We start from the raw sequence: 25,959 nt of genomic DNA, 5'->3' as shown, positions 1-25,959 counted from the left end.
TAGCCGGTTGTTATCCAAAAAATTATTTCAGGGAATTGAGCATGAGTGGTGAGCAGTTTGACGAAAATTACTGGCGTGGGAAATTGACGGAGGATGAGTTCAGGGTCTGTCGTGAAAAAGGCACTGAACCTCCGTTTAGTGGGAAATATTGCCATGAGAAAGCACCAGGTCAATATCACTGTCGCTGTTGTGATGCGATACTGTTTAATGCCGCCGCAAAATACGATTCGGGCTCTGGCTGGCCGAGCTTCTACCAGGAGGCCGAGCGAGGTGCGATTGAAGAACACCCTGACAAGAGCCATGGTATGCAGAGAACAGAAATTGTTTGCAAGGCTTGCGGTTGTCATTTAGGGCACGTTTTTCCGGACGGGCCAGCCCCTACAGGGTTGCGCTACTGTGTAAATTCTTTATCACTTGCTTTTCATAAAGATTCCGTAGCGTAAAGCCGGTTTGCAAATCAGGTAATCAGATTTTCATTGCATGGATGACGCAGCATGTTTATTCGAGTGGTTTGGTATGGTTGTCTTTTATCCCTGTTGATAACGATTCTGGGCTGGCTGGCTTTTCGCCTTGAACTGGCGGGTTTTCGCCCCTCGTTTATGATGTTTGTGATTGGGCTGGCGGGCGGCGTGTTGGTCTGGTCACTGTCTGTTGTTGCCATTATGGTTGGCAGGGTCAGGAGAAGGCCTGTCGAAAGCCTGTTAACCTGGTCCGCAGTCATTGGTGGTCTTCCTGCGTTAATGGTTTTCAGTATGATTGGTGTGGAAGGGTTCTCTGCACCGATGATTCATGATATTTCTACTGATACCGAAACTCCCCCGCTTTTTTACTATGCTGTCAATGAGCGCGAGCCTGGGGAAAACTCGCTTGATTATGGTGGTGATGATCTGGCTGAAATGCAACGGAGTGCATACCCGGATATTCAGCCGCTGTTATTGGCTGCCTCAATGGAAGAGGTTCGCGATGCAGTCCGGAAACACATCCAGTCACAGGGGTGGATTGAGCTGGGAGATAACTCTGGTACACAGCAGTTAGAAGCCGTGGCGACTACCCGAGTAATGGGTTTCGAAGATGATATTGTGTTTCGCCTCACAGCAACGGGGCCGCTCACCAGGCTTGATATTCGTTCTGCTTCCAGAGTGGGAGTGGGGGACCTGGGAGCCAATGCTGAAAGAATTCGCCAGGCATCGAAAAGTATTCGGGACTATCTGCAGAACGAAGCGGAATTGCCATAAATAGAGTGCCGAAGTGCTTGACAGCAACCGGACTGATTCTTAGAATGCGCGCCTCTCTTGAAGAGATCACCGGATGGCTAGGCCTGAAGTGAATATTTTCAGGACAGACAGCGTCCCGTTCGTCTAGAGGCCTAGGACACCGCCCTTTCACGGCGGTAACAGGGGTTCGACTCCCCTACGGGACGCCATTTTTCTTGCGTGTATCTCTGGCAATCAGAGTTACAGCGACAAAAAGCGGGAATAGCTCAGTTGGTAGAGCGCAACCTTGCCAAGGTTGAGGTCGCCGGTTCGAACCCGGTTTCCCGCTCCAAATTAAAGCGCAGAGTTTTTGACTTTGCGCTTTTTTTCTATGGGTGCTGAGAAGTCAGTCGCTATTAGCATGTAAACTACAGATCTCCGGGGTGGATGTTCCTTCGGGTATTTCTGACTTAGACTGTTCGCCCACAGCAGTTTTAAACACAACATAACAACAGTTTGGTGAAAGCAATAAGGAAGAGTTATGGCTGCGGCCTTGTCCATTCGCAATTTGACAAAAGTTTACGATAACGGCTTTGAAGCTCTTAAAGGCATTGATCTGGATGTACAGGAAGGCGATTTTTTTGCGCTTCTTGGGCCAAACGGTGCGGGTAAATCGACCACAATAGGGATTATTTCTTCTCTGGTACGCAAGTCTGAAGGCAACGTGGAAATTTTTGGCACCGATGTGGATGCTGACTTTTCCCGTGCCAAGCGTGATATCGGTGTGGTACCTCAGGAATTCAATTTTAATCAGTTTGAGAAGACCTTTGATATCGTCAAGACACAGGCCGGTTATTTTGGGCTCAATGACAGTTTGGCAGCTGAACGTACCGAGAAATACCTCCGCTTACTGGATCTCTGGGATAAGAGGAATGTTGTTTCGCGGATGCTGTCTGGCGGTATGAAACGACGCTTGATGATTGCACGCGCACTGGTTCACGAACCAAAACTGCTGATTCTTGACGAACCTACGGCCGGAGTTGATATTGAGCTGCGACGCTCCATGTGGAAATTTCTTCAAAACATTAATGCACAGGGAACTACTATTATTCTGACGACACACTACCTTGAGGAAGCTGAAAGCCTGTGTCGCAGAATAGCGATTATTGATCACGGAAAAATTGTTCAAAACACATCGATGAAAGAGCTGTTGAGGCAATTAAACAAGGAGGTTTTTGTATTCGACACCGAACAGCCTCTAACATCGTTCCCGGACCTTAAAGGCTACTCAGGTCGTATTCGCGACGACTACTCCTTTGAGATAGAGGTCATAAAAGGCAGCTCTCTCAACGAGTTGTTTGCAGGGTTGAGTGAAGCCGGTATTCGAGTGGTAAGTATGCGCAACAAGGCCAACCGCCTTGAGGAGCTGTTTGTTTCACTGGTGGAATCGAAGAATACAGAAGCTGGAGGGAATGCATGAATATGACTGAATTGCACATCGCCTATCGGACGATTGTGGTCCGCGAGATTCGTCGTTTTGCCCGGATCTGGCAGCAGACATTATTGCCACCGGCAATAACCATTGCCCTGTACTTTGTCATTTTTGGAACCTTAATAGGGCCGCGAATTGGCGACATGTCTGGCTTCAGTTATATTGAGTTTGTGGTTCCGGGCCTGATTATGATGTCGGTCATTACCAACGCCTATGGCAATGTGGTGTCATCGTTTTATGGCAGTAAATTTCAACGCAATATTGAGGAACTGTTGGTTTCACCTGTGCCCAATATCGTGATCCTTTTGGGGTATGTAACAGGCGGTGTTGCCAGAGGCTTATCAGTAGGGCTGATAGTAACGTTATTGTCACTGTTCTTTACCCAGCTGCAAATTCATAGTTTGTTAACCACAGTAACGATTGTGTTTCTGACCGCTATCCTGTTTTCTCTGGCTGGTTTTATTAACGCTATTTTTGCGGGCAGTTTTGATGACATTTCCATCATTCCGACCTTTGTCCTAACGCCGCTTACCTATTTGGGGGGCGTATTTTATTCCATTAATATGCTGCCTGAATTCTGGCAGGGCGTCTCTCAGCTGAATCCTATTCTCTATATGGTCAACGCATTTCGCTACGGTTTTCTCGGAGTAAGTGATATCAGTCTGGTATGGGCATTTTCCATTGTGATCGGTTTTTGCATCTTGTTATCGATTTATTGTCTTTACTTACTGGAAAAAAGTAAAAAATTGCGAACTTGACCGCACCGGATGGAATATTGCGGACTAAAATTGGCATTTGAACATTCTTAAGCTGACAGGTGTGATGTGACTCAACCTTATAACCCTTTGGGGCGGCGTACGGAGTACCCTAAAAAATACGATTCTGGGCTGTTGTTTGCCATTTCCCGGCAAAGGGGGCGAGACGCCCTGTCACTGTCCAGCAAAGATCTGCCATTTTACGGGTTTGATCTGTGGACAGCCTTTGAGGTCTCCTGGCTTGACCGTGGAGGTAAGCCGGTGGTGAAAATTGCCGAGTTCTCGCTGCCCTGTAATACCGATCACATTGTGGAATCGAAATCACTCAAGCTGTACCTGAACTCCCTGAATCAGCAGCGGTTTGAGTCGCCATCAAAAGTGGCTGCGGTGCTGGAAGAAGATCTGTCGACTTGCGTGAACGGCCCTGTAATGGTGGATCTTTACACATTGGATAATTACGCGAGACAAGGGCTTCAGGTGATGCCGGGACATTGCCTCGACAACCTGGATGTGAAAGTGGATACCTATCAGCCAGACGCTTCATTACTGAGACTGGATGATGGCGGTATAGTGAGTGAATCACTTTACAGCCACCTGCTGAAAACCAACTGTCCTGTTACCGGCCAACCCGATTGGGCCAGTGTACTGGTGAAATACACTGGCTCGCCGATTAACCGCGAATCGTTGTTGGCCTATTTGATTTCCTATCGGGATCACCAGGATTTTCACGAGCAATGTGTTGAGAGAATTTTTATGGAAATTCTGGAGGTGTGCCAGCCCAGGGAGCTTGAAGTCTGTGCGCGTTATACCCGGCGCGGTGGTATTGATATTAACCCCTATCGAAGCACCAGTATGCGGGAACCCATTAAGTTGAGAGTGTCGAGACAGTAATCAGGTTGTCATCCTCACACGTGTTTTTCCGGCACAGAGCTAAAAAGTATCTTTCTTTTTCAGTCGACTTCCGACGCTGGATAGCGAGGCAATAATTTTGTCTTTGTCGTAGTTGCGAATCTTGTCGGCATCCAGGTAAATGGAAAACCCTTCCGTGGTGTGCTCGTAATAACTCTGTTCTTTGCCAAGGTTTTTACGCATATCAACTACCGTATACACACGAACAGGTTGCTGATATCCCTTGACTTTGATTTCACCCTTGTCGCGGCACATAATCTGATCTTTAACCAGCGAATAGGTTTCATGGGTAACCAGAATTTCGCCAGGTTCGGCAGCGGATTCCAGTCGGCTTGCCAGGTTCACCTCTGTGCCCAGCAGGGTATAGTCCAGTCGGTTTTCCGTGCCGAAATTACCTACCGTACAGAACCCGGTATTGATCCCCATACGAATTTCCAGTGGCTTTTGAATACCCTGGTTTAACCAGCGCAGCTGCAGCTCCTTCATCCGCTTTTTCATGGCAATGGCCATGGAAACAGCAGCCACACAATCCGCTTTCGTGCCTCGGCTGGTAGGGTCGCCAAAAAACACCATAACCGCATCGCCGATAAACTTGTCAATGGTGCCACCGTACTTCAGGGCAATTTCCGACATCTCTGTCAGATAGTTATTCAGCAGCGCTGTCAGTGCATCCGCTTCCATTTCTTCTGCCAGCTCGCTGAACCCTTTGATGTCCGAGAAAAAAATGGTCAGTTTTTTGCGCTGGGTTTCCAGCTTCACGTCCTTGCCCGATTGTATAGCTTTGCCCAGTGTGGGTGAGAGATATTTTGATAACCGGTAATTTCGCAGTTTCAGTTGCACCTGCGTACGTTCAAGTTCGGATATTTTTTGTTTCAGGATCCGGGTTTGTTTGTGGGTATAAAAGCCATAGATACAGAAGTAAAGACCAAGCGCTATTAGCACTGCGGCGCTAACATGCAAATCACCGGAAATAGCCCACTGCGGCTCCTTTAGCAGATAAAGTGCGGCAACACCGAGGCCAAAGCAAATGCTGTCAGGCAGCAGGCGCTGCAAGCCGCCACTCACAACGGCATTAAACTCCAGCAACAGAATAAAAAGCAGAGAGGGGAGCGGATCAAACTCAATAAAAGCAATGACGGTGCCTGCCACAAAAGCATCAACGTAGGAAATCCAGTTCAATCGTTGAATAGCGCTTTTGTTGAGAGCATTGATAAGAAGGTGTGCTGTGAGTGTATAAACGAGAAGAAAGGACAGAAACAAAAGCAGGAAAGGATTCAGTGAACCATCCCATTGGGAAGACATCGTTACCGCAATAGCGGCAAAACCCATCAGCAACCTGAACAGGTGCTGGTAACGAAGAGACGGCCTCTCAATGTGGTCTTGAATCTCTGGTGTCATTTTGACTTATAGTATTCAGATTACCCCGAGCGCCAATTACACGATTTATTACTGTAAATGTCCACGACATATCTCCCGGTTTTGTTACACTTTGTGCACTGACACACCGAATGAACAAACCAACAACACAGAGAAACTGATTGTGGACGCCATAACAGCCCTCCATAACCGCACGTCGGCAAACCGGTTAATAGCACCAGCACCGCAAGGTGTTATTCTTGAAAACATACAGCGTGCTGCTTTTCGCGCTGCTGATCATGCGAGACTGCGTCCCTGGCGATTCCTGATAATTCAGGGCAAAGGTCTGGATACACTGGGCGAATTGTTTGTGACATCAAAAGGGCTGGCACCCGGAACACCAGAAGCAGAAAAGTTGGCAAAGAAACCGCATCGTGCACCCATGATCATCGTAGCCATAGCCGGGCAAATAGAACATCCGAAAGTGCCTGAAATTGAACAGATGATCTCGACCGGTGCGGCTGTGCAAAATATGCTGAATGCAGCTTTTGCTCAAGGTGTTGGCGCCATATGGCGGTCCGGGGAACTGGCATTTCACCCGAAAGTAGAGCAGGGACTTGGTTTATCCAATGGCGAAAAAATAGTAGGTTTTCTCTATCTTGGAACACCGCAGGCTACACCACCGCCACCACCAGAGGCTGACATTGCCGAATACTTCAAATCCTGGCCGCAGTGATTGCTTTTAAAAAGCGACTTGTGTAGAGTTCGCGCTCCGAAAACAGCCCCTGTCCGAGCGATAACGAGCACGCAGAAGAGCAACTTGCAGGGGTTGTAAAAGGACTAACAATTTGAATTGGGTGAGGTGTCCGAGTGGTTGAAGGAGCACGCCTGGAAAGTGTGTATACGGCAACGTATCGAGGGTTCGAATCCCTCCCTCACCGCCATCTAATAGTCCGGTAAAGTCCGGAGTCGTCCAAAAAGGCCGCCAACCATCAGGGTTCGCGGCCTTTTTCGTTCTATAGCTGTTCAAAAAAGACTTGTAAAATCCAGTCGTTTTGGGAACACTGTTGGGAACACCACTTCGTCACATTTAACCTTGGTGTTCCCAAGATGGCTAAACAAGCAAAACCGCTGACAAATACAGAGATCAAACAGGCCAAGCCAAAAGATAAGGAATACAACCTTGTTGATGGTGAAGGTTTAAAGCTTCGGGTCAAACCTAACGGCTCAAAACTGTGGCTGTTCAACTATTACAAGCCCCATACCAAGCAGCGGGTTAACATCGGCTTTGGTGTTTACCCAGAAGTCTCTCTAGCAGAGGCGCGCAACCGGCGAAAAGCTGCCCGTGAATTACTGGCCCAGGATATCGACCCCAAAACACATCGTGATAAACAGCATAAAGAAGCAAAGGCTGCGACCGAGCTAACGCTAGAGAAAGTGATCAACCAATGGTTTGAAATTAAAAGGGATTCCATTACACCCGGCTACGCGGATGACATTTACCGCTCACTTAACAATCACATAATCTCCCGTCTTGGCAAATTGCCTCTCCATCAGATCACGGCACCAGTTGTGATTGACGCGCTCAAGCCTCTCGCGAATACCGGCAAACTGGAAGCTGTTAAACGCATCTGCCAGAGACTGAATGAAGTAATGGCTTATGCTGTGAATACTGGCCTGATTCACCACAATTCTCTGGCGGGGATTCGCCATGCCTTTAAAAAACCAAAGATCACACACAACCCCACATTGAAGCCCGAAGAATTACCGGAGCTAATGCAGACGCTGAAGATGGCTCACATTCGCCAGGTAACAGGTTATTTAATTCAATGGCAGCTTCACACCATGACGCGCCCAGGCGAGGCAGCCGCTGCCCGCTGGGATGAAATTGATTTTGACAATGCGCTATGGACTATCCCGGCAGAAAAAATGAAAAAGCGCCGTGAGCATCTAGTGCCTTTATCCAGTCAGGCGCTCACTTTACTAGCTGCTATCAAACCAATCAGTGGTAAAGGTCAGTATGTTTTTCCTAGCGACATTAACCCGAAGAAACACGCCAACGCTTCAACGGCAAATATGGCTTTGAAGCGGATGGGGTTTCAGGGACGCTTGACTGCTCATGGTATGAGAGCGTTAGCCAGCACTACGCTAAACGAACAGGGGTTTGATCCAGACGTGATAGAGGCGGCATTAGCGCACGTCGACAAAAATGCTGTACGTGGTGCCTATAATAGAGCCCAATATTTAAAGCGTCGAAAAGTGATGATGGATTGGTGGAGTGACCGTATTGAGCAGGCAACAACGGGAGCAATGATTTTAAAATCTGGCGTAAAAACATTGAGGGTTGTCGGTGAATAATTCTCTGGCTGCATTACCTGAGAGTCAGTCATTTTAGGCTTTTTTACGTGACTCTACCCACTCGACAACGACATTTTCATACCACCCCACTGAACGGGCACCAGTTAACTTAACCTGCTTGGGGAATTTGCCTTTGGCTATCTCTGCATAGATGGTTGACCGGGAAAGCCCCGTCATGCGCTGAACTTCTTTCAGGCGCAATATCCTAACGCTCATTCTGCATCTCCTTATTTGTGCATAGCTTCATGCTATGCACAAATAAGGAGACCACAACAATAAACCATTCCATGCTAGTGAAAGGTTTTTTGTAGATAGCCAGTTGGTCCTACCGTTTAATACGCCCCAATGATCTGTGGCGACTACAGACTTAGTCGCAACCCGTCCTTCATCGGAATATTTGATGAAGGCCAAGTGGTTCCACTGGAACCACTTGAGGATGAATGGCGGCTGCCAGGATAGGTACACCTTGACCGGTAAGCACTTCATTCATCCGTAAACAATTTCATTCACTACGACACTCAACAGGAGGTGATTAACAAAAATGAAAATACCGGCGATCAGTGGGCTACCCGTCTCTGTGACAATTTACACAGAGACGGGTCTGGCAGACCCGCAAAAAGCATCGCCAAAACAACGTACTAGCAGTATTAACGCTGATACAAAAGCTAATCAAAGCACCTATGCGGCCTATCAAATAGAAATATTCGGCAGGCACAGCACGCAACCCGCAGACCTAAATCTGTTCAGGCGTGCCAGGCATACGGTTATAGCAATTGTCCATGCTGTCCATTTTTGGCAGCCGCAGGCTGGGCGAATCAGCCAAGCGCGACCGGCGCTCACTCCGGTTTAACACTCAACAGGATCAGGGTTATATGGACAAGGTTGGCGGCAATAGAAATTATGGTTACGGCAAACAACTCGCGTGGGCGGGTAAAAATGCATTAGCTGATCATTACGGTCACGGAAAGTTTAGTACCCGCGCTTCCCACGCTGAACGCTGGAACCAGTTTGTCAGCTTTCTAAAAACTGAAGGCATCAGAGATGCCCGATACATTAACAAACAAACGATTGAACATTACGCCGTCTATTTAAAGGAACAGGTGGATAACGAAGACATGAAAGTTGCCTATGGACAAAATCTGTTATCGACAGTCAATGTCGTCATGGAAGCCATGCGTAAAGATAAAGCACTGGCTATCAAACCCGCCCAGTGGGTTGGCAACCGTTCAAATGTCCGCACCACCGTTCCCGTCACGCTTGCACCGTCCTGTACAGACAAACCTTTCCAGCGATTGCGCTTGCACGGTCAAGAACGGACGTTGCACATCGCTCGATTGACCAGAACGTTCGGCTTACGGTTCAAAGAGGCCTCTCTGCTCAATACAAAAGTAGCGCTAAAGCAGGCAGAACAGTTGGGGCGTATCAATATCACCCAGGGCACCAAAGGTGGTCGGGGTAAAGGTGTTGATCGCTGGGTACCCGTTAACCAACATCAGATTAAGGTATTAAAAGAAGCTGCCGAGCTACAGGCAACAGCCAAAAACCTGATGCCACCCGATAAGTCGTATATCCAATGGCGCGACCATGCCTACTACCAGTGGCGTACCGTGAATAAAGATACCGGCATCAAAGGGTTTCACGATATGCGCGCCGCCTATGCCTGTGAGCGCTATCAGGCGCTTACCGGATGTCCTGCACCGGTAGTAACCGGAATACGCCAAGCAGACAAAGCCCTGGATATCCAGGCACGAGTCATACTCTCCCAGCAATTGGGTCATAACAGGCTCGATGTGATTGCCGCCTATATCGGCAGCAGCAAATAAGGAGATTTCGATGATGCGCCCGAGAGGTAAATATCCCGCCAGGCAACATATGCTTCATTTAATGAAACGTCGACTAAAAGGCAGCAGGAGAAAGATCAACGAGCATTACAACCGGACTCTGTATATGTCTGATCTGCTGTGGGTAAAATTTCAAGTTGGAGCGTACCAGTATCAGCTCAAGCACCTGAGATGGTATCTTGAAGAAGGCACCAATCTGCTATTGCCTGATACCCGATACCGGCATTGGTTGACAGTAAAGGTAATTCTGGAAGCTCTCGACAAAGAAGCTGATTGGACACCCCAGCTACAAGGCTCTTGGACAGGCCCAACAGGTAATGAAATCGAGGGGCAAAACTAATCCTCGGTAAGATGCGCTCTAAGGGCTCCGCCCTGGCCGTAAGGCCATCCCGCCCTCGCCGGGGGGCAGATGGGTCAGCGAGCTGCCCCATCTACAACAGGGTATATTGAAAATACCCGGTTCAATGACTACTCGCCGCGAGCGGCTGCGTTCCTCATTGAGCCGTAAAATCGACAAGCGTACACCAAAAACAACCAATCCTGCTGTTGCAATTGATATGCCTAACCTTCATATTTGCATATATGAATCAACGCTAGCCTAAAGTGAACATTATTTAAGTAAGCTTTTTTCAGGAGTCCAGTTGTAGATGCAATGTCGGAAATGGATAGTGCTCATATGATTGAGTTCTATACTGCGAGTGATGTTTTGCAGGACGTTAAGGAATTCTTGTTAATCGTTGAAAATTATTCGCATTCAGTGCTCAACATACGGAAATTATTATAAAAATATGGATGGGCCAAAGCACAATAAAGCAAAAAAATATTTCAGTTCAGGGTTGTTTGATCAGCTTAAAGATTTCTCTGAGTTAGAGCGGAGAATTGAACTGCTGGACTCAAATAAAGATAAAGGAGATGCATTTGAGGTTTTTGCTGAGGCTTATATAAATTTAAATCCAATTTTAATGGCTAAGGAAGTCTGGCCTTTTGAATCCATTCCGATAAAGATAAAGAAAAAATTGCGGATCGATATAGATCGCGACAAGGGTATCGACGGACTTTTTGTTGATAAGCTAGGGAGATATTGCTCGTACCAGGTGAAATATAGGAGCAATAGAGCAGCTTTAAGATGGAAGGAAATTTCGACATTTCTTGGATTATCCGAGGGTATTGAGAGAAAGCTAGTCCTTTGTAACAGCATGGAATTGCCTGCTGATATACTAAATCAAAGGTCTGATGTGTTTAGCATCAGGGGCTATGATTTAGACAATTATATAAATCAAGCTTTCTTCAAGTCGATGTCTGATTGGCTAGATCAATCAACAATCAAAAAGGACAGGAAGAATCCTCTACCCCATCAAACCAAAGCAGTTAATAACATTGTAAAAGAGCTTTCCAGTTCAGACCGAACCACAGCAGTAATGGCCTGCGGTACAGGAAAATCTTTAGTTTCTTTATGGGTAGCAGAAGCATTAAATTCCAAAACCACGCTTGTTTTAGTTCCTTCATTAGCTTTAGTAAGACAATTGTTATTGGAATGGTGTGCTGAAACAGCATGGGAGAAATTTTCTTACCTTTGTGTTTGTTCTGATAAGACAGTAGCGGAAGACGTACTTGACAGCTCTGATCATGCTATAGATTTTAATTTCCCGGTTTCGACAGACGCATCTGATATTGTCGAATTCCTAGAATCTTCTTCGTACAGAAAGGTTATTTTTTCAACCTACCATTCCGCTAAAACTGTTTCTCTTGGGATTCCAGTGAAGCACAGTTTTGATTTATGTATTTTCGATGAAGCACATAAAACTGCCGGCAGGGAGGGAAAGAAATTTGGTTTTGCGCTAGATGAGAAAAATCTTCGAATTAAGAAAAGAGTGTTTTTGACTGCAACACCAAAGCACGTTCTAGTTAGGACTAAATCATCTGATGAAGGCGTACAAGCCTATTCGATGAACGACGAAACAATTTATGGCCGAGTTTCTCATAGGCTGTCTTTTTATGAGGCGGCTAAAAAGGGTTTTATATGTAATTATCAAGTCGTTGTCTCGGTAATCACTAAGGATGATGTAAGCCGCGAACTTTTAGATCGTGGGGCAGTGCAAATCGAGGAGGATGAAGTCAAAGCCAGGCAAGTGGCAAATCAACTGGCAATTAAAGAGTGCATTGATAAATATAAAGTGAAGAAGATTTTTTCTTTTCACAAATCAATAAAGTCTGCAAAGTCCTTTGTCGCACTAGATAATCAGGGTATTGGTAACCACATAGATTTTCTCAGTACTTATCATGTAAATGGTCGCATTCAAGCTGGGCGGCGAGAAAAAATAATTCGCGAATTTAAATCTTCCGATTATGCTCTCTTGTCCAATGCGCGCTGCCTGACAGAGGGGGTAGATGTGCCCGCTGTCGATATGGTTGCATTCATGTCACCGAAGCGCAGCCGCGTTGACGTTATTCAAGCCACAGGAAGAGCAATGCGGAAAAGTGGCAGTAAAGAAGTTGGTTACGTTCTTGTACCCATCTACTTGGAGCTTCAAACAGGTGAATCGATAAGTGACGCTATTAACGAAACTGATTTTGGTGAGGTTTTTGATGTTTTGAATGCATTGCAAGAGCAGGATCAAGAGCTTCATAACGCAATATGCTATTTGCGTGAGCAGATGCCATTGGCTAAAGGTTTTCGAGATGATCGATTTGAACGGCGCGTCAAAATGATTTCAAAAAGCCTTAAGCTCGATGACTTAAAAGCATCAATAACAACTAAGATCGTGAGGAAACTGGCACCAGTTTGGCATGAGCGGTTTGCTCAATTAAAAAATTACTACGAAGAGCATGGCAATTCGAATGTGCCTTCGACCTGGGAAAAAGATCCCCGTTTATCTAATTGGGTAAAGACACAGCGGCAGCAATATCAGTTGGGCATATTGACAGAGGATAAGATAAAGAAGTTAGAAAGTATTGATTTTAGCTGGAGCATTGTACAGTTCGCTTGGAACGAAAATTATAAGAAGCTGAAAGATTACTTTATTAGCTTTGGGAATTCGGCGATAAAAAAAGATTACGATGAATCACTGTACAACTGGGTCTGCACTCAGAGGAAAAACAATGAAGACGGACTGCTAAGCGATTTAAAGGTCGAGCTACTGAATGAGCTAGATTTTTCGTGGGAGCGATCTACTGCGGGGAAAGATTGGGATTCTAGATTTGAAGAAGTAAAACAGTTTTTCGATTCAACTGGAGGTTTTCCGAACGCTCGCGAGCCCATTATAGGAATGTGGTGCGTATTTCAACGGGAGAAGTTTCGTAGTGGAGATCTTTCAGTTTATAAAATAAACAAGCTGGATAGTATTGAGTTTAACTGGGAGCCTCGACAAGATAATTGGGATGCAAAATATAAAGAGCTTTGTGTGTTCCAGAAGAAATACGGGCATACGAGGGTTTCACCAAGAAGCTCAGAATATAAAAAGCTCAGCGCATGGGTTATATCTCAGCGGCAAAAGTATCCAACTTATTTGGAAAGTGATAACCAAAAAATAATTGAGCGAGTTAATCTTTTAAATAATATTGGTTTCGATTGGAGGACTCGTTCAGTTGAAGAGGAAGATAATAGGTTTCTCGAAATGCTCGATCAATTGCAGCTATTCTATACGAAGCATGGGCATTTCCACGTCCCTGTTGGAGATCAGGCATACACAGATTTGGGTATCTGGTTGAGGAATCAAAAATCTTACCATCGGCGAGGAAATTTAGTTGATTATAAAAAGGAGTTGATGGAAGAGATTGGGTTTAGTTTCGAAAGAAATGAAGTGCTGCCTGAAGAGCAACAGGCCGATCACGGAAAGAAAAAACAGATAGGGAAACCACGAACTAACAAAGAGAAACGTACTGTTGAGCATGTTTCAGACTTTCGTCAGGAGATATTTAAGAATAGCTTTGAAAAACTTGTCGCGTACAAAGCGAGATTTGGCCACACGAGGGTACCTGCTAGATGGGAAGAAGATGTACCTCTAGGTCGCTGGGTAGAGCGTCAAAGGATACTTTTTCGCAAGAACAAACTCCCAGAAATACATCAGCAAATGCTCGATGAAATTGAATTTAACTACAATGTGAGGGAGTCGAGAAAAGCTAAATCGGCTTCGCAAAAGTATAGCTTTGACGAACGCCTTAGCCAGGTTGAAAACTATAAAGCTCGCTTTGGTACCGCGAACGTACCAATTAGGTGTGGGCAGCAAGGTCTGGGGCAGTGGATTTCACGCCAAAGGAAAAAGTATAAGAAAGGTACGCTTCCTCAAGCTGAACAGCAACAGTTGGCGAGCTTGGGGGTCAAATTCGGTGAAAACTGGTATTCGGAACAAGGTACGGAACAACTAGAAACAACTGAACGGAAAAGCGCTTTTTCTGACTGGCTTTTAAGGTACGCGGAACTTCAAGATTTTTATTTGAAATTCGGGCACAGTAACGTCACCTTGAACCATTCCGCAGATAAGTCTCTTCATTATTGGGTTAGACGCCAGAGGCTACATTACAGCCAAGGACGTTTGTCTGATGAGCAAATTCAGCAATTGGAAAGCCTAAATTTTGCTTTTAGGCTTAGACCAGAATTCGTAAGCTGGGATCAGCGAGTTGAGCAATTGGAGGCATTCAAAGCAAAATTCGGCCATGTAGAAGTCACCAGAGAACAAGACCACGATGAAGGTCTGGCTAAGTGGCTTAAAAGCCAAGTTTCGCGCGGCAGGCTTGGGAAAATCGATGAAAGAAGAAAAATAGTTCTTCAAGGTTTAGGTGTCGATTTTCAGTCAGCCAAAGGTATTTCGTGGGAAGAAAGGTATGATCAACTGTGCGAATTTTATAAGCGGAATGGGCATGTTGATGTGCCACAAAGGTACGGTGGTACGACGGGTCTCGGGAAATGGGTAAATAGGATGCGCCAGAAACATGTCGCTGGCACCCTCTCGGAAGAAAGGAAAATAAAACTTGATAAGCTGGGATTTATCTGGGCGAAAAAGAGAGGAGAGCAGCCAATCCCCATGAACGAATAGCAAGTATCATCAGATGCAAATTTATCTCGTGAATTCCTCGGACAGTTTACCTAATTCGATGTTTGCGACCGGACGAAAACGGACGTTCATGGATCGGTAAATGCCTGGATACTTGAACTTGAAATAGCACTGCCTAGAGGTAAGCCGTGAATTCGCGGTGTAGGAACACTGTAAGGAACACTGTAAGGAACACCGGAATATAACGATTACAATAAATTATATAAATATCAAAGACCTATGATTTCTGTTCTACTTCCTCCCTCCCGCCAGAAACGAATAACCTGGCCTTGTGCCGGGTTTTTTGTTGCGGTGACGGGTGGGTGAGAAGCCTCGTAGGGTTCGACAAAACGCGAAAGCGTTTTGGGCGTCGGCGCTTGCAACGACGGGGTGAAACCCCGAGCAGCAGAGCTGCGAGTCAATCTCTTCTCGGATCTAAATACAAGACCCAACAAATCATGCATACATAACCAGCCAGCCCCTCTGACGAAATTCCGCTTTCATCATCGCCGTGATAATCTGTACAAAACTGTGCTAAAACTGCATTAAGGCAAGTTTAAGAGTGCCCGCTTTGTAAAGCATGTAAATAGACACAGGAGCTATGGCTACGAAAGCATATCTGTCTAATACACAATAACCGTTAAAAAAGTAGAAGAAAGGAGTATGGAATGGCCGAGTCTAATGAAGCTTTCGATTGGCCAGGTGCTCTGGCCGAGACTTACCAGGAGTTAGCCCGGCAAATAATGGACTATTTGCCGCAAATACTGGGTGCTGTGCTGTTGCTACTGGTTGGTTGGCTTGTTGCTGCGCTACTGCGTATGTTTGCGCGGAAACTTATCTTGGGTTTTGAATTACTGTTACTGCGCACTGCTGAAAAGCGGGGCTCGCAGTCACTACAGGTTCGCTCTTATGCACGGCTAGTTGGTGATCTTGTGTTTTGGAGTGTATTACTGTTCTTTGTTGCCGCCAGCGCCAATATGCTGGATTGGAAAATTTTCTCTGGCGTTGCATCCTCTCTGCTGATTTACCTTCCTAATGTATTGATGGGGTTACTGATTATACTGGCAGGTTTTCCTCTAAGTGGGGTTGCGCGCTCAACAGTGGCGAGAGCTGCCGAATCCACCGGTATTAACCAGTCGGATTTAATTGCCCGTACCGCGCAGGTCTCAGTTGTCCTGACAGCGATATTGATAGGCGTCGAACAGCTGGGTATCAACGTGGCTTTTCTCACTACTACGCTTATCGTTACTGCGGGGGTATTGTTGGGGGGTGCGGCGCTGGCTTTTGGGCTGGGCGCCAGACATTTTATTGCCAATGTGATTGGTGTGCAGACCGCGCGCAAACATTACCAACTGGGACAGCTCGTCAGAATCGATGATATTGAAGGCTATGTGCTGGACATTACCCCAACCGTGGTGGTGTTGGATACCAGGCAGGGGAGAGCGCTGGTGCCGGCCAAGCTGTTTCATGAACAAGTCAGCAAAATTATCGTAGAAAGCTCTGGAAGCAAAGGTGTACCTGTAGAGAAACCGTTTGATGATAAGAGAGGTGATCATGTCCCCTCGTGAACTGGACGTCGCATTAACGTTTATTCAACAACACCCTGATGCCGCAGCACGTCAGCTGGAATTGGAACCACAGGAAAATACTGCGGCGTTTATTCGGGTGCTACCCCTGAACAGGAGAAGCCAGCTTGTCGCCCATATGCTGCCTTCTTATGTCGCCAGATTATGTGCACACTGGCCTGCAGATATGACGGCAATGCTGCTTGCCAGTTTTAGTGCTAACCAGACTACCGCTATTCTGAGGTGTGTAGACAGCTCTGTGCGAGATGATTTGCTCAATGAGTTGCCAGAAAAAAAGGCAACCATGTGTCGCTTGTTGATGAGTTATTCTGAAGATTCAGTGGGCGCCTGGATGACCGCAGATATCACTGTATTGCCGACAGATTGTTCGGTGGCTGAAGCCCTGAAGAGGTTCGCTCTTGAAGAGGGGTTGGTACTTGGTGATTCACTGTTGTTTGTTGATGATGAAAACCGTCTGGCAGGACAGGTTAGACTGCGGGATTTGTTGCGTGCTAAAGGCAAATCTTCAGTTTCAAGCCTAATGAAAGATGTACCTGCTGTGTTATCAAGCAGAACCAGCCTGGCCGTTGCGTCCACTAATGAAGGCTGGCAGCATCAAGATATACTGCCGGTGCTGAATCGCAATAAGCAGATAGTAGGCCTTCTCCGCCATGCCGATTTACGGCGTAGCCTGGCGTTGTTTACGGGAGCCTCCCGTACAGTATCCGAGGATGATCTGCTGGGTGCCGTGGGAGAAGCTTACAGTGGTGCTCTGTTAGCGTTATTGGGTCTTCTGGGCAGCCCCAGGCCCACTGCAAAAACGGGACAATCCTCATGAAAAGCGATTTAACGATACCATCCGGGCAACCACAGAGTGCGGTTTCAATGTCTGCAGAGGTTCTGACTCAGGCATTTTTTCGAGAGTTTCCACGTGATGCTGCACGCAAGCTGGAGTCTCTCGAGCCACAGGATGCAGCTCAGATTCTGGCATCGACATCACCCACCCTGCGTCAGAGAGTCTGGGTGGATATCACACCGCCAGCGGCAAGTCGCATTCTGCCTTTGACTCCAGATGCTGTGGCTCTGGAGCTCCTGAATGCCCTCGATGCAGGTCCCTGTGCCAGTTTGATCAGTCGTTTAGATGAGAATCGGCGTGAACATTATCTGGCCGCAATGAATCAGTCACATGCCCATGAATTGAGAGAACTGTTGGATTACCCTCCGGACTGTGCAGGTCATATGATGGATACCGGCGTGTTGATGTTCAGTATGACGACAACGGTAGGGGAGGCTATGGCGCAGCTTACAAAGCACCCCGCCATTATGCGCCGACGACTTTACACGCTGGATAACGACATGCGTTTGCACGGACAGGTAGAATTGGTAGATCTGGTTGCAGCGCAGTCTAGGCAAACATTGGCAGAGTTGAGCCAGACAATCACTGTATTTGTGTCTGCACTTGACCCCAAAGAGGAAGTTGCCGAGAAATTGCAGAACAACACCATCGACATCTTGCCCGTTGTCGATGTCCACTATCGATTACTCGGCATTATTCGGGGAGCCAGGGCGATTGAAGCGGTGAAAGAGGATATTGCGGCGGACCTGCAAACCATGGTGGGTGCGAGCGCTGAAGAACGTGCTTTATCGAGCAGCTTTTTCGCTGTGCGTAAGCGCCAACCCTGGCTACAAATAAACTTGTTAACAGGTTTCCTGGCAGCTGCAGTGGTAGGTCTATTTGAGAGCACCATAGCGCAGTTCACCGCGCTGGCTGTCTTAATGCCCGTTGCAGCAGGGCAGTCGGGCAATACCGGTGCGCAAGCGTTGGCCGTTACCATGCGCGGGTTAACATTGCGTGAAATCACAACACGTCACTGGTTTAAAGTGATGTTTAAAGAAGCCAGTGCCGGATTGATTAATGGAATAGCGATTGCCCTGACCTGTGGTGTGGGGGTGTACCTCTGGAGTCAGAGTGTGGGTCTTGCTCTGGTGATAGCAATGTCCATGGTCATTTCCATGACTATTGCAGGGATGGCAGGTGCTTTGGTGCCTATCGGTTTAAAAAAAATGGGTCAGGACCCGGCGCAGTCTTCGTCCATTATTTTGACAACGGTGACAGATATCGCCGGGTTTATGTCCTTTTTGGGGATCGCCACAGCACTGTCTGGTTTGTTGTCATAAATCGGTATTTTGCGACTTTTGGCTATGTATGAACTTTGTGGCAAGTCGGTATATGTCCTTACTGCAAGGGGACGCGTGTGAGGCCCGCAGGCTGGGAGATGATTATGTCTGTAAGAAAATTTTTCTACACCCTTTTGTTGAGCGCGTTGCTGCTATTTGTTGTACAAAATATGGCGCAGGTCACCGTCAGTTTTTTGTGGTGGGAATTCAATTTGCCCCGAGTGATTATTCTGGCCGTGACCTTTGTTCTGGGCGCATTAACGGGTTATGGCTTGTTCGAAATACGTCATTTCCATAAAAAACGTTGATAACGACAAGCAGGGAAAACGGGCGTTTGTCTGGGTTTAAAACATCAAACCCATCGGTTGCATCGGGCTGCCAATTTACGGTTATAAAGAATAATTCGATGCGCGTTAGCCGGATAAAAACCATAATGTTGATCGGCATCTAATGTCTATAACCTTGAATACGCTATAAAGAACACCATAGATGATTTATCGGTTCGTCTTGTCGCTGATGCGAGCGGGTCATGGAATTTGTCTTGCTAAATTGGCCTATCAGTCAGTCTCGGTTTGTAGATTACTTAGGGTGGAGCAGTGGAATTCAAAGATTATTACAAAATACTGGGTGTGAATGAAAAAACCGAAGCGGCGGAGATAAAAAAATCTTATCGCAAACTTGCTCGGCAATATCATCCCGATGTCAGCAAGGAAAAAGATTGCGAAGACAAGTTCAAGGAGATCAACGAGGCATACGAGGTGCTGGGTGACCCGGAAAAACGTGCTGAATATGATCAGTTGAGGTCGATGGGTGCCATGGGGACAGACGGGCGTTTCAAACCGCCGCCTGACTGGGAATCCGCAGCACATTTTTCCGAAGGTGGTTTTACCGAAGCGGATATGGCCGGGTTCAGTGATTTTTTTGAATCAGTATTCGGGCGCTCAGGTACTGCCCACCGTCAATATGGTCGCACTGGCAGACAACAGCAAATGCGCATGCGGGGTGACGACCTTCACTTCAAGCTGGCATTGTTTCTGGAAGAACTGCATCACGGTTGTGACAAAGTCATCGAGTATCAAGTGCCCAATATTGACGAGTATGGTTTATTGAATCATGAACCGCGAAAGATCAAGGTTAAAATCCCGGCAGGCAGCTCCACTGAGAAACCGATACGCCTAAAAGGGCAGGGCGGCAAGGGAATAGGTGGTGGCGCGAACGGTGATCTCTATCTTGATCTGGAGGTTGCCCCTCACCCTGTTTACAGTGTCAAGGGCAATAACCTTTACCGGAAGCTGGCGATAACGCCTTGGGAGGCGGTGCTGGGTAGCAGTGTCAAGATGCAGACCTTGGCAAATGAAGTGCAGCTGACCATACCGCCTAACAGCCAATCCGGGCAGCAATTGAAGCTTAAGGGAAAAGGGCTGAATGGCGGTGATTTATACGTCGAGCTGGATATTGTTGTGCCCGGATCTTCAACTGACAAGGCCAAAGAACTGTATAGGGAACTGCAAAAGGAAAGCGGCTTTAATCCAAGACAGGGGGCTTCCCGATGAAAGATATCATGATACCGGATAATGCCGACGATCTGACATTGAAAGAGGTATGTGAGCGCTGTGTTGTGAGTGCTCAAAAGGTGATTACTCTGGTGGAGTATGGTGTGGTCGAACCTGAGGGTGGCCAGTTTTCGGAGTGGCGGTTCTCTTCAGCCAGCTATTTGCGGCTAAAGAAGGCCTTGAGAATACAGAGAGACCTGGAAGTCAATGAGCCCGGTGTGGCGCTGGCCATCGATCTGCTCGACAGATTGGAGCAGGCAAAACAGGAAATCGAGCACCTGGAAAAGCGAGTCAGGTACAGGGAGGAAAGCTAGCAAAACCTGCTTTTTGGTATGGGATTACTCGCTGTCTTCTTCCGCTTCAGAGGTCTCTTCATCTGATTCTGATTCCTTGGCCGCCAGGTCATCTACGACTTCTTCTTCCTTTATCAGTTCTTTGGGGGCAGCAATGGCAATATGAAATGCTGCAAAGCCAGGTAAAACCACTTGATTCAGAGCCATGCCGATTACGCGGCCTCGGTGTGGCGAGAGAATACCTTTTTTAATATTGGTAATTGGGTCGGTGACTTCCCCCAGCAGGTCTCCCTGGGCGACTCTATCGCCAAGCGCTACATTACTGAACAGGATACCCCCCTGGTCGGCTCTAACCCATGTGGCCTGGGAGTATACGGGTTCAGGGTCGCCCCAGAAACTGAAACGATCAATCATACCCATTTTGCTCATCAGGGTCGTAAGGCCATTAACGCCATGTGCTACGGCTTCTTCCTGAAGTCGCATTGATTCGCCAGCTTCCAGTGTGACTGCGGGAATACCGGCATCGACTGCGGCACTGCGCAAGGTACCATCCGTGCCTCCGCTTTGTAACACTACCGTCGCGCCAAATCCTTCGGTCAGTTTCATGACTTTGGGGTCGCGCAGATCAGCGCGGAGTTGCGGCATATTGGTACGGTCAAAGGAGCCGGTATGCAAATCTACCAAGGCATCGCAGTGACGAATGATTTCTTCAAAAAAGGAATAGGCGATTCTGGATGCCGAGCTGCCTGTTGGGTTCCCGGGAAAATAGCGGTTTAAGTCGCGCCGGTCAGTGAGGTAGCGGGACCGACGATGAAAGCCTTGTAAGTTTACAATCGGCACTCCGATAACAGTGCCTGCAAGAGATTTTGGCTCCAGGTTGTACATCACTCGCCTGACAATTTCGATGCCATTGAGCTCGTCACCATGGATTGCCGCCGTCAGGCATAACAGCGGGCCGGGCTTGGCGCCATTGACAACCAATACCGGTGTTGGCACAGCAATGCCGTCCATTGACTGGCTGGGTGACCAGGAAAGTCGAGTTGATGTTGAAGGCGGGACTTCTGTTTGCAAAATGACTAACGGTTCGGCGCTGTTTTGCTGATCGCTGTCGGCTTTTGGCGTCTCAGTATCTTCTGTCTGGGTAATGACTGGAGGGGGCAGCAGCTCAGGTTCAGACCCCGGTTCTACGATGGGTGATACGCTTTCAACAGGTTCCACAGCAGCAGGTTTGACAATAACCGGCTGGTCCAGCGGAACGCTTTTAGCTTGCGGGTGGCGTATCTTGATTTTTGGCTTCTGTTGATCCCCCTGTGCTTTTTCAGATGTCTCAGGGTTTGTGGCAGTGGCGTGGGTTTGCGCTATAGTCGTTCCACAAAAAATCAAGGCCAGTAAACTGGTAACCAAGTAGCGATACATTACTTTATCCAGATATTAAGCTTTTTCCGCTCAGGGTGAGAGTACGTTCTCAGACACAATCAAAGCCGATTAGTGCCAGAGTGCCAAAACCCTGTGATAAACACCAGAGCCTGCTAACACTAATGAAAGCGCATATTTGTTGCTGAAAATAGCAGTTTCGTCACCTTTTAGACATAGCCTGGTGGTAATTTTGTGAAGTTTTTCTTTACGGCTGTTGCGATTCTGCCTAAAAACCGATTTCCCGGCTGACCTGATGGCCTATTTGGTTTAGAATACAGTGCCGCTGTATCCTCTCCCAGCAGTTTCAAGTTTCAGTCAAAAGTAGAATTAATAGGATAGCTCGTGACCCAGAATCAGACGATTTATTACACCCTTACCGATGAAGCACCATCCCTGGCAACCTGTTCACTACTACCGATAGTTCGCGCTTTTACCAATGCGGCAGGTGTCGATGTCAAAATCACCAATATCTCTCTCGGCAACAGAGTTTTGTCAGTATTTTCCGATTACCTGAACGATGATCAAAAAGTACTGGATGGCCTGGCATTTCTGGGTGAGCTGACGCAAGATCCCCAGGCTAATATTATCAAGCTGCCTAATATCAGTGCTTCCATTCCCCAGCTTAAAAACTGTATAGCCGAGTTACAGGCACAGGGTTATGGCATTCCGGATTACCCCGAGAGTCCGGAAACAGAGACAGAGAAGGATATACAGCAACGTTACAATAAAGTGCTGGGCAGTGCGGTTAACCCTGTTTTGCGGGAAGGCAACTCGGACAGGCGAGCGCCCGCAGCGGTGAAGGCCTATGCTCGCAAGTACCCGCACAGCATGAAGCCATGGAGCATGGCTTCGCGTTCTCATGCTGATTATATGAGGGGAGGTGACTTCTACTCTGCCGAGCAGTCAATCACGATGGATAAGCCGACTGATGTGCGTATTGAGTTTGTGACACCAAAAGGCGAGGTGACGGTTAAAAAGGAACTCAGTCTGGAAGCGGGCGAAATTATTGACAGTATGCGCATGAGCGTGAAGGCTTTGCGCGAATTTTTTGAAAATACCCTGCAGGATGCCAAAGAGTCAGGCGTGATGTGGTCATTACACGTGAAGGCCACCATGATGAAGGTTTCTCACCCGATTGTGTTTGGCCATGCGGTTACCGTGTTCTACAAAGACCTTTTTGAAAAGCACGGGGAAAAGTTTAAGGAGCTGGGTGTCAATCCCAATAATGGTCTGAGCAGTGTGTACGAGAAAATTCAGTCACTGCCTCGCTCCCAACGCGAAGAAATCATGGAAGATATCCACGCCTGCTATGAAAATCGTCCGGAACTGGCAATGGTGGATTCAGTGAAGGGTATTACCAACCTCCACGTGCCCAGCGATGTGATTGTGGATGCCTCCATGCCTGCGATGATTCGTAATGGTGGTCAAATGTGGGGGCCTGACGGTAAACCCAAAGATACCAAAGCGGTCATGCCGGAAAGTACCTATTCCACCATTTACCAGGAAATGATTAACTTCTGCAAAACAAATGGCGCCTTCGACCCGACCACCATAGGCACTGTACCTAATGTTGGCTTGATGGCGAAAAAAGCAGAGGAATATGGCTCCCACGATAAAACATTCGAGATGCAAGCTGATGGTGTGATGCGCATCGTTGATACCGATGGCAATGTATTGATGCAGCATGATGTGAAAAAAGGTGACATCTGGCGCGCCTGCCAGACCAAAGACGAGCCTGTGCGCGACTGGGTGAAACTGGCCGTTATCCGTTCACGGCAATCGAACACCCCAGCCATTTTCTGGCTCGATCGCAACCGTCCACACGATATTCAATTGATCAAAAAAGTTGAGCGCTATCTGAAAGATCATGACACCAAAGGGCTCGATATCCGTATTATGACCTACGTGGAAGCCATTCGTCGCACCATGGAACGGCTGATTCGCGGCAGGGATACCATTTCGGTTACAGGCAATGTCTTGCGTGATTACCTCACCGACCTGTTTCCGATCATGGAGCTGGGTACTTCCGCCAAAATGTTGTCAATTGTGCCCATGCTGAAAGGTGGTGGCATGTACGAAACTGGTGCCGGTGGTTCAGCCCCCAAACACGTACAGCAGGTTCTGGAAGAGAATCACCTGCGCTGGGATTCTCTGGGCGAGTTTCTGGCGCTGGCAGTGTCGCTGGAAGATCTGGGCATCAAGAGCAACAACGCCAAAGCCAAAGTACTCGCCAAAACACTGGATCAGGCGACCGGTAAACTGCTGGAAAATAACAAGTCACCTTCGCGCAAAACCGGCGAACTGGACAACCGCGGCAGTCATTTTTATCTGGGGATGTACTGGGCCCAGGCGGTGGCAGAGCAAGCCGAGGATCCTGAGCTGGCAGCACAATTCGCTCCTTTTGCTAAACAGCTGGAAGAGAATGAGCGGAATATTCTGGGTGAACTTGAAGCCGTACAAGGCAGACCGGCAGGTATCGATGGTTACTTCCACGCGGATCGCAAGCAAGTGAAAGAAGTGATGCGGGCCAGTGCTACGCTCAACAGGATATTAGCTGAAGCAACAGCCTGAATTTGTTGCCGGTAACAGCCAGTTTTACTTGACTCAAAAGCCGCTAATCAATATATTACGCGGCCTCACGCACTCGTAGCTCAGCTGGATAGAGTACTCGGCTACGAACCGAGCGGTCGAAGGTTCGAATCCTTCCGAGTGCGCCATAAAAATAGAAAAGCCCACCCTTGCGGTGGGCTTTTCTATTTATAGTTCTGAAAAGATTGAACCGTTAAAGGTTCGACAAACTCCGGCAGGAGTTTGGAGCAAGCGGCAAAGCGGCGCAGCCCTGCAGGGGTTAAAGAGCCATAATAAAAAGTAGGGTCAGAAAAAGTAGGAAAAAGTAGGGTCAAAAAAGTAAAAAAAGTAGGGTCAGGTACGACTAAAAAGTAGGGTAGGTTTACTCTGACCCTATTGATTCTATTGATTCTATTGATTGATTGTTATTGCATACTAAGCAGCGGAGGCTCGAATAATGAAAAAAGGCCAGCAATCGTCAGCCAAACTTACTAAGTGGGGTGATTCGTTATTGAATAAGTTACCGGGCATTAGCCGTACCCGACGCAAGCGTGACGCAAGTAAAAAGCGTAGAGTGAACGACAAGCGTGCAATTGCGGACGGAGCAGAATCATAGGGTCAGAATCATAGGGTCAGAGTCGAATGGCACTAAGTTAAGCCTGTTTAGGTGCCGCTGTAGTGTTTAAAATAAGCTGCAATTTCCCATCTAATCAATAGGCTCAGAGTAAACCAACCCTAGTTTGAACACACTCTTTAACGGTGGTAATGGTCCCAAAGGAGAGCTTCTCCAATAACGGACTACATAATTTTTACTGTAGAATTTGTCTCTCCTGAATCTCAGGGATGAATAATGATTGAGTTTAAATGGGTGCTTAGTGGGTTGGCGATTGCCTTAACGTTTGTTGCCTTTGTGCCCTATATTCGCTCCATTTTTGTTGGTGATACCCGGCCGCATGTCTTCTCGTGGGTGATATGGGGAATTACCACGGGTATTGTGTTCTTTGCCCAGCTTGAAGGGGGTGGCGGTGTTGGCGCCTGGCCGATTGGCATTTCCGGAGCGGTGACTATTTTTATTGCGTTTCTGGCGTTTGTAAAACGCGGGGATATATCAATTACCACAACGGACTGGCTGTTTCTTTCTGCGGCGCTGGCTTCATTGCCTTTTTGGTATTTTACGGCTAATCCCCTGTGGGCTGTGGTTGTTTTGACGACGGTTGACTTGCTCGGTTTTGGACCCACAGTCAGGAAATCCTATGCGTTTCCGTATCAGGAAAATGCATTGTTTTTTGTACTGTTTCTGGTGCGGAATCTGTTTGTACTGCTGGCGTTGGAGCATTACTCGTTGACTACGGTACTGTTTCCGTTAGCGGTGGGGCTGGCGTGCTTGCTTTTGTTGGTGATGATCGGCTACCGTCGCAAAGCGGTGGATAGTTTGGGCAGTGAATAACGGGA

At 47.4% G+C, this 25,959-nt stretch carries 21 protein-coding genes and 4 tRNA genes; 22 read left to right on the top strand and 3 right to left on the bottom strand.

Annotated features, from left to right (window positions below; genetic code table 11):
* Positions 1–41: 41 nt before the first annotated feature.
* The 7 genes from msrB (at position 42) to queF (ending at position 4,331) form a co-directional block, all read left to right on the top strand.
* A complete protein-coding gene (msrB, locus tag H7A02_06760) occupies positions 42–443 on the top strand; it encodes a peptide-methionine (R)-S-oxide reductase MsrB (protein ID MCP5171943.1) in 402 nt (133 codons plus the stop codon).
* Positions 444–494: 51 nt separating this feature from the next.
* On the top strand, positions 495–1,235 hold the full coding sequence (locus H7A02_06755) for a DUF1499 domain-containing protein (GenBank protein ID MCP5171942.1): 741 nt from the start codon (positions 495–497) through the stop codon (positions 1,233–1,235).
* A 112-nt stretch (positions 1,236–1,347) separates the two neighbouring features.
* Positions 1,348–1,423 (top strand) — tRNA-Glu (locus H7A02_06750).
* A 46-nt stretch (positions 1,424–1,469) separates the two neighbouring features.
* Positions 1,470–1,545, top strand: a tRNA-Gly gene (locus tag H7A02_06745).
* A gap of 189 nt (positions 1,546–1,734) precedes the next feature.
* Entirely contained in the window at positions 1,735–2,673 is a 939-nt protein-coding gene (locus tag H7A02_06740; protein ID MCP5171941.1) for an ABC transporter ATP-binding protein, read from the top strand.
* Positions 2,670–3,443, top strand: a complete 774-nt coding sequence (locus H7A02_06735; protein MCP5171940.1) for an ABC transporter permease — start codon at positions 2,670–2,672, stop codon at positions 3,441–3,443. Before H7A02_06740 ends, H7A02_06735 begins: the two co-directional genes overlap by 4 nt.
* Before the next feature lie 66 nt (positions 3,444–3,509).
* A complete protein-coding gene (gene queF / locus H7A02_06730) occupies positions 3,510–4,331 on the top strand; it encodes an NADPH-dependent 7-cyano-7-deazaguanine reductase QueF (protein ID MCP5171939.1) in 822 nt (273 codons plus the stop codon).
* A 39-nt stretch (positions 4,332–4,370) separates the two neighbouring features.
* Here queF and H7A02_06725 read toward each other — a convergent pair whose 3' ends face one another.
* Positions 4,371–5,747 carry an adenylate/guanylate cyclase domain-containing protein gene (locus tag H7A02_06725; GenBank protein ID MCP5171938.1) on the bottom strand — a complete coding sequence of 459 codons (1,377 nt, stop codon included), beginning with the start codon at positions 5,745–5,747 and terminating at the stop codon, positions 4,371–4,373.
* 142 nt (positions 5,748–5,889) lie between these two features.
* Here H7A02_06725 and H7A02_06720 point away from each other — a divergent pair, with 142 nt between their 5' ends.
* From H7A02_06720 to H7A02_06710, 3 genes are all read left to right on the top strand, one after another.
* On the top strand, positions 5,890–6,441 hold the full coding sequence (locus H7A02_06720; GenBank protein MCP5171937.1) for a nitroreductase family protein: 552 nt from the start codon (positions 5,890–5,892) through the stop codon (positions 6,439–6,441).
* 120 nt (positions 6,442–6,561) lie between these two features.
* A tRNA-Ser gene (locus H7A02_06715) sits at positions 6,562–6,649 on the top strand.
* A 166-nt stretch (positions 6,650–6,815) separates the two neighbouring features.
* Positions 6,816–8,063, top strand: a complete 1,248-nt coding sequence (locus tag H7A02_06710) for a tyrosine-type recombinase/integrase (GenBank protein ID MCP5171936.1) — start codon at positions 6,816–6,818, stop codon at positions 8,061–8,063.
* A 33-nt stretch (positions 8,064–8,096) separates the two neighbouring features.
* Here the strand turns inward: H7A02_06710 and H7A02_06705 are convergent, their stop codons facing one another.
* The gene (locus H7A02_06705; GenBank protein ID MCP5171935.1) at positions 8,097–8,279 is read right to left on the bottom strand and encodes an AlpA family transcriptional regulator; all 183 of its coding nucleotides are present in this window, start codon (positions 8,277–8,279) and stop codon (positions 8,097–8,099) included.
* 563 nt (positions 8,280–8,842) lie between these two features.
* Here H7A02_06705 and H7A02_06700 point away from each other — a divergent pair.
* The 9 genes from H7A02_06700 (at position 8,843) to H7A02_06660 (ending at position 20,544) form a co-directional block, all read left to right on the top strand.
* The gene (locus H7A02_06700; protein ID MCP5171934.1) at positions 8,843–9,886 is read left to right on the top strand and encodes an integrase domain-containing protein; all 1,044 of its coding nucleotides are present in this window, start codon (positions 8,843–8,845) and stop codon (positions 9,884–9,886) included.
* Positions 9,887–9,896: 10 nt separating this feature from the next.
* Positions 9,897–10,244: a hypothetical protein gene (locus H7A02_06695; GenBank protein MCP5171933.1), complete on the top strand. Its 348-nt coding sequence runs from the start codon at positions 9,897–9,899 to the stop codon at positions 10,242–10,244.
* Between the two features lie 397 nt (positions 10,245–10,641).
* Positions 10,642–14,937, top strand: a complete 4,296-nt coding sequence (locus H7A02_06690; protein MCP5171932.1) for a Helicase associated domain protein — start codon at positions 10,642–10,644, stop codon at positions 14,935–14,937.
* A gap of 665 nt (positions 14,938–15,602) precedes the next feature.
* Positions 15,603–16,502, top strand: a complete 900-nt coding sequence (locus H7A02_06685; GenBank protein ID MCP5171931.1) for a mechanosensitive ion channel — start codon at positions 15,603–15,605, stop codon at positions 16,500–16,502.
* Positions 16,489–17,337, top strand: a complete 849-nt coding sequence (locus tag H7A02_06680; GenBank protein ID MCP5171930.1) for a magnesium transporter — start codon at positions 16,489–16,491, stop codon at positions 17,335–17,337. The genes H7A02_06685 and H7A02_06680 overlap by 14 nt, the downstream gene beginning before the upstream one ends.
* 47 nt (positions 17,338–17,384) lie before the next feature.
* Positions 17,385–18,677, top strand: a complete 1,293-nt coding sequence (locus H7A02_06675; protein ID MCP5171929.1) for a magnesium transporter — start codon at positions 17,385–17,387, stop codon at positions 18,675–18,677.
* Between the two features lie 104 nt (positions 18,678–18,781).
* A complete protein-coding gene (locus H7A02_06670; protein MCP5171928.1) occupies positions 18,782–18,985 on the top strand; it encodes a LapA family protein in 204 nt (67 codons plus the stop codon).
* A gap of 288 nt (positions 18,986–19,273) precedes the next feature.
* Entirely contained in the window at positions 19,274–20,230 is a 957-nt protein-coding gene (locus tag H7A02_06665) for a DnaJ domain-containing protein (protein ID MCP5171927.1), read from the top strand.
* Positions 20,227–20,544: a chaperone modulator CbpM gene (locus H7A02_06660; protein ID MCP5171926.1), complete on the top strand. Its 318-nt coding sequence runs from the start codon at positions 20,227–20,229 to the stop codon at positions 20,542–20,544. The genes H7A02_06665 and H7A02_06660 overlap by 4 nt, the downstream gene beginning before the upstream one ends.
* Before the next feature lie 24 nt (positions 20,545–20,568).
* On the opposite strand, the gene H7A02_06655 is transcribed toward H7A02_06660, so the two are convergent.
* Positions 20,569–21,939, bottom strand: a complete 1,371-nt coding sequence (locus H7A02_06655; GenBank protein MCP5171925.1) for a succinylglutamate desuccinylase/aspartoacylase family protein — start codon at positions 21,937–21,939, stop codon at positions 20,569–20,571.
* Positions 21,940–22,281: 342 nt separating this feature from the next.
* Between H7A02_06655 and H7A02_06650 the strand changes: the two genes are divergently transcribed.
* The 3 genes from H7A02_06650 (at position 22,282) to H7A02_06640 (ending at position 25,954) form a co-directional block, all read left to right on the top strand.
* The gene (locus H7A02_06650; protein MCP5171924.1) at positions 22,282–24,510 is read left to right on the top strand and encodes an NADP-dependent isocitrate dehydrogenase; all 2,229 of its coding nucleotides are present in this window, start codon (positions 22,282–22,284) and stop codon (positions 24,508–24,510) included.
* Positions 24,511–24,579: 69 nt separating this feature from the next.
* Positions 24,580–24,656 (top strand) — tRNA-Arg (locus tag H7A02_06645).
* Positions 24,657–25,357: 701 nt separating this feature from the next.
* Complete coding sequence (locus H7A02_06640; protein MCP5171923.1) at positions 25,358–25,954, top strand: hypothetical protein; 597 nt, start codon at positions 25,358–25,360, stop codon at positions 25,952–25,954.
* The last annotated feature ends 5 nt before the right edge of the window (positions 25,955–25,959 follow it).

The sequence above is a fragment of the Pseudomonadales bacterium genome, from assembly GCA_024234435.1.
GTDB lineage: Bacteria > Pseudomonadota > Gammaproteobacteria > Pseudomonadales > Porticoccaceae > JACKOF01.
The sequence above is the reverse complement of the archived record's forward strand: the minus strand, read 5'-3'. Positions and strand labels throughout refer to the sequence as shown.

Excerpts from the sequence above, each read along its gene's own strand:
- msrB (MCP5171943.1), top strand. The coding sequence starts at position 42 with ATGAGTGGTGAGCAGTTTGACGAAAATTACTGGCGTGGGAAATTGACG.
- H7A02_06755 (MCP5171942.1), top strand. The coding sequence starts at position 495 with ATGTTTATTCGAGTGGTTTGGTATGGTTGTCTTTTATCCCTGTTGATA.
- H7A02_06740 (MCP5171941.1), top strand. The coding sequence starts at position 1,735 with ATGGCTGCGGCCTTGTCCATTCGCAATTTGACAAAAGTTTACGATAAC.
- H7A02_06735 (MCP5171940.1), top strand. The coding sequence starts at position 2,670 with ATGAATATGACTGAATTGCACATCGCCTATCGGACGATTGTGGTCCGC.
- H7A02_06725 (MCP5171938.1), bottom strand. The coding sequence starts at position 5,747 with ATGACACCAGAGATTCAAGACCACATTGAGAGGCCGTCTCTTCGTTAC.
- H7A02_06710 (MCP5171936.1), top strand. The coding sequence starts at position 6,816 with ATGGCTAAACAAGCAAAACCGCTGACAAATACAGAGATCAAACAGGCC.
- H7A02_06705 (MCP5171935.1), bottom strand. The coding sequence starts at position 8,279 with ATGAGCGTTAGGATATTGCGCCTGAAAGAAGTTCAGCGCATGACGGGG.
- H7A02_06700 (MCP5171934.1), top strand. The coding sequence starts at position 8,843 with ATGCTGTCCATTTTTGGCAGCCGCAGGCTGGGCGAATCAGCCAAGCGC.
- H7A02_06695 (MCP5171933.1), top strand. The coding sequence starts at position 9,897 with ATGATGCGCCCGAGAGGTAAATATCCCGCCAGGCAACATATGCTTCAT.
- H7A02_06685 (MCP5171931.1), top strand. The coding sequence starts at position 15,603 with ATGGCCGAGTCTAATGAAGCTTTCGATTGGCCAGGTGCTCTGGCCGAG.
- H7A02_06680 (MCP5171930.1), top strand. The coding sequence starts at position 16,489 with ATGTCCCCTCGTGAACTGGACGTCGCATTAACGTTTATTCAACAACAC.
- H7A02_06675 (MCP5171929.1), top strand. The coding sequence starts at position 17,385 with ATGTCTGCAGAGGTTCTGACTCAGGCATTTTTTCGAGAGTTTCCACGT.
- H7A02_06670 (MCP5171928.1), top strand. The coding sequence starts at position 18,782 with ATGTCTGTAAGAAAATTTTTCTACACCCTTTTGTTGAGCGCGTTGCTG.
- H7A02_06660 (MCP5171926.1), top strand. The coding sequence starts at position 20,227 with ATGAAAGATATCATGATACCGGATAATGCCGACGATCTGACATTGAAA.
- H7A02_06655 (MCP5171925.1), bottom strand. The coding sequence starts at position 21,939 with ATGTATCGCTACTTGGTTACCAGTTTACTGGCCTTGATTTTTTGTGGA.
- H7A02_06640 (MCP5171923.1), top strand. The coding sequence starts at position 25,358 with ATGATTGAGTTTAAATGGGTGCTTAGTGGGTTGGCGATTGCCTTAACG.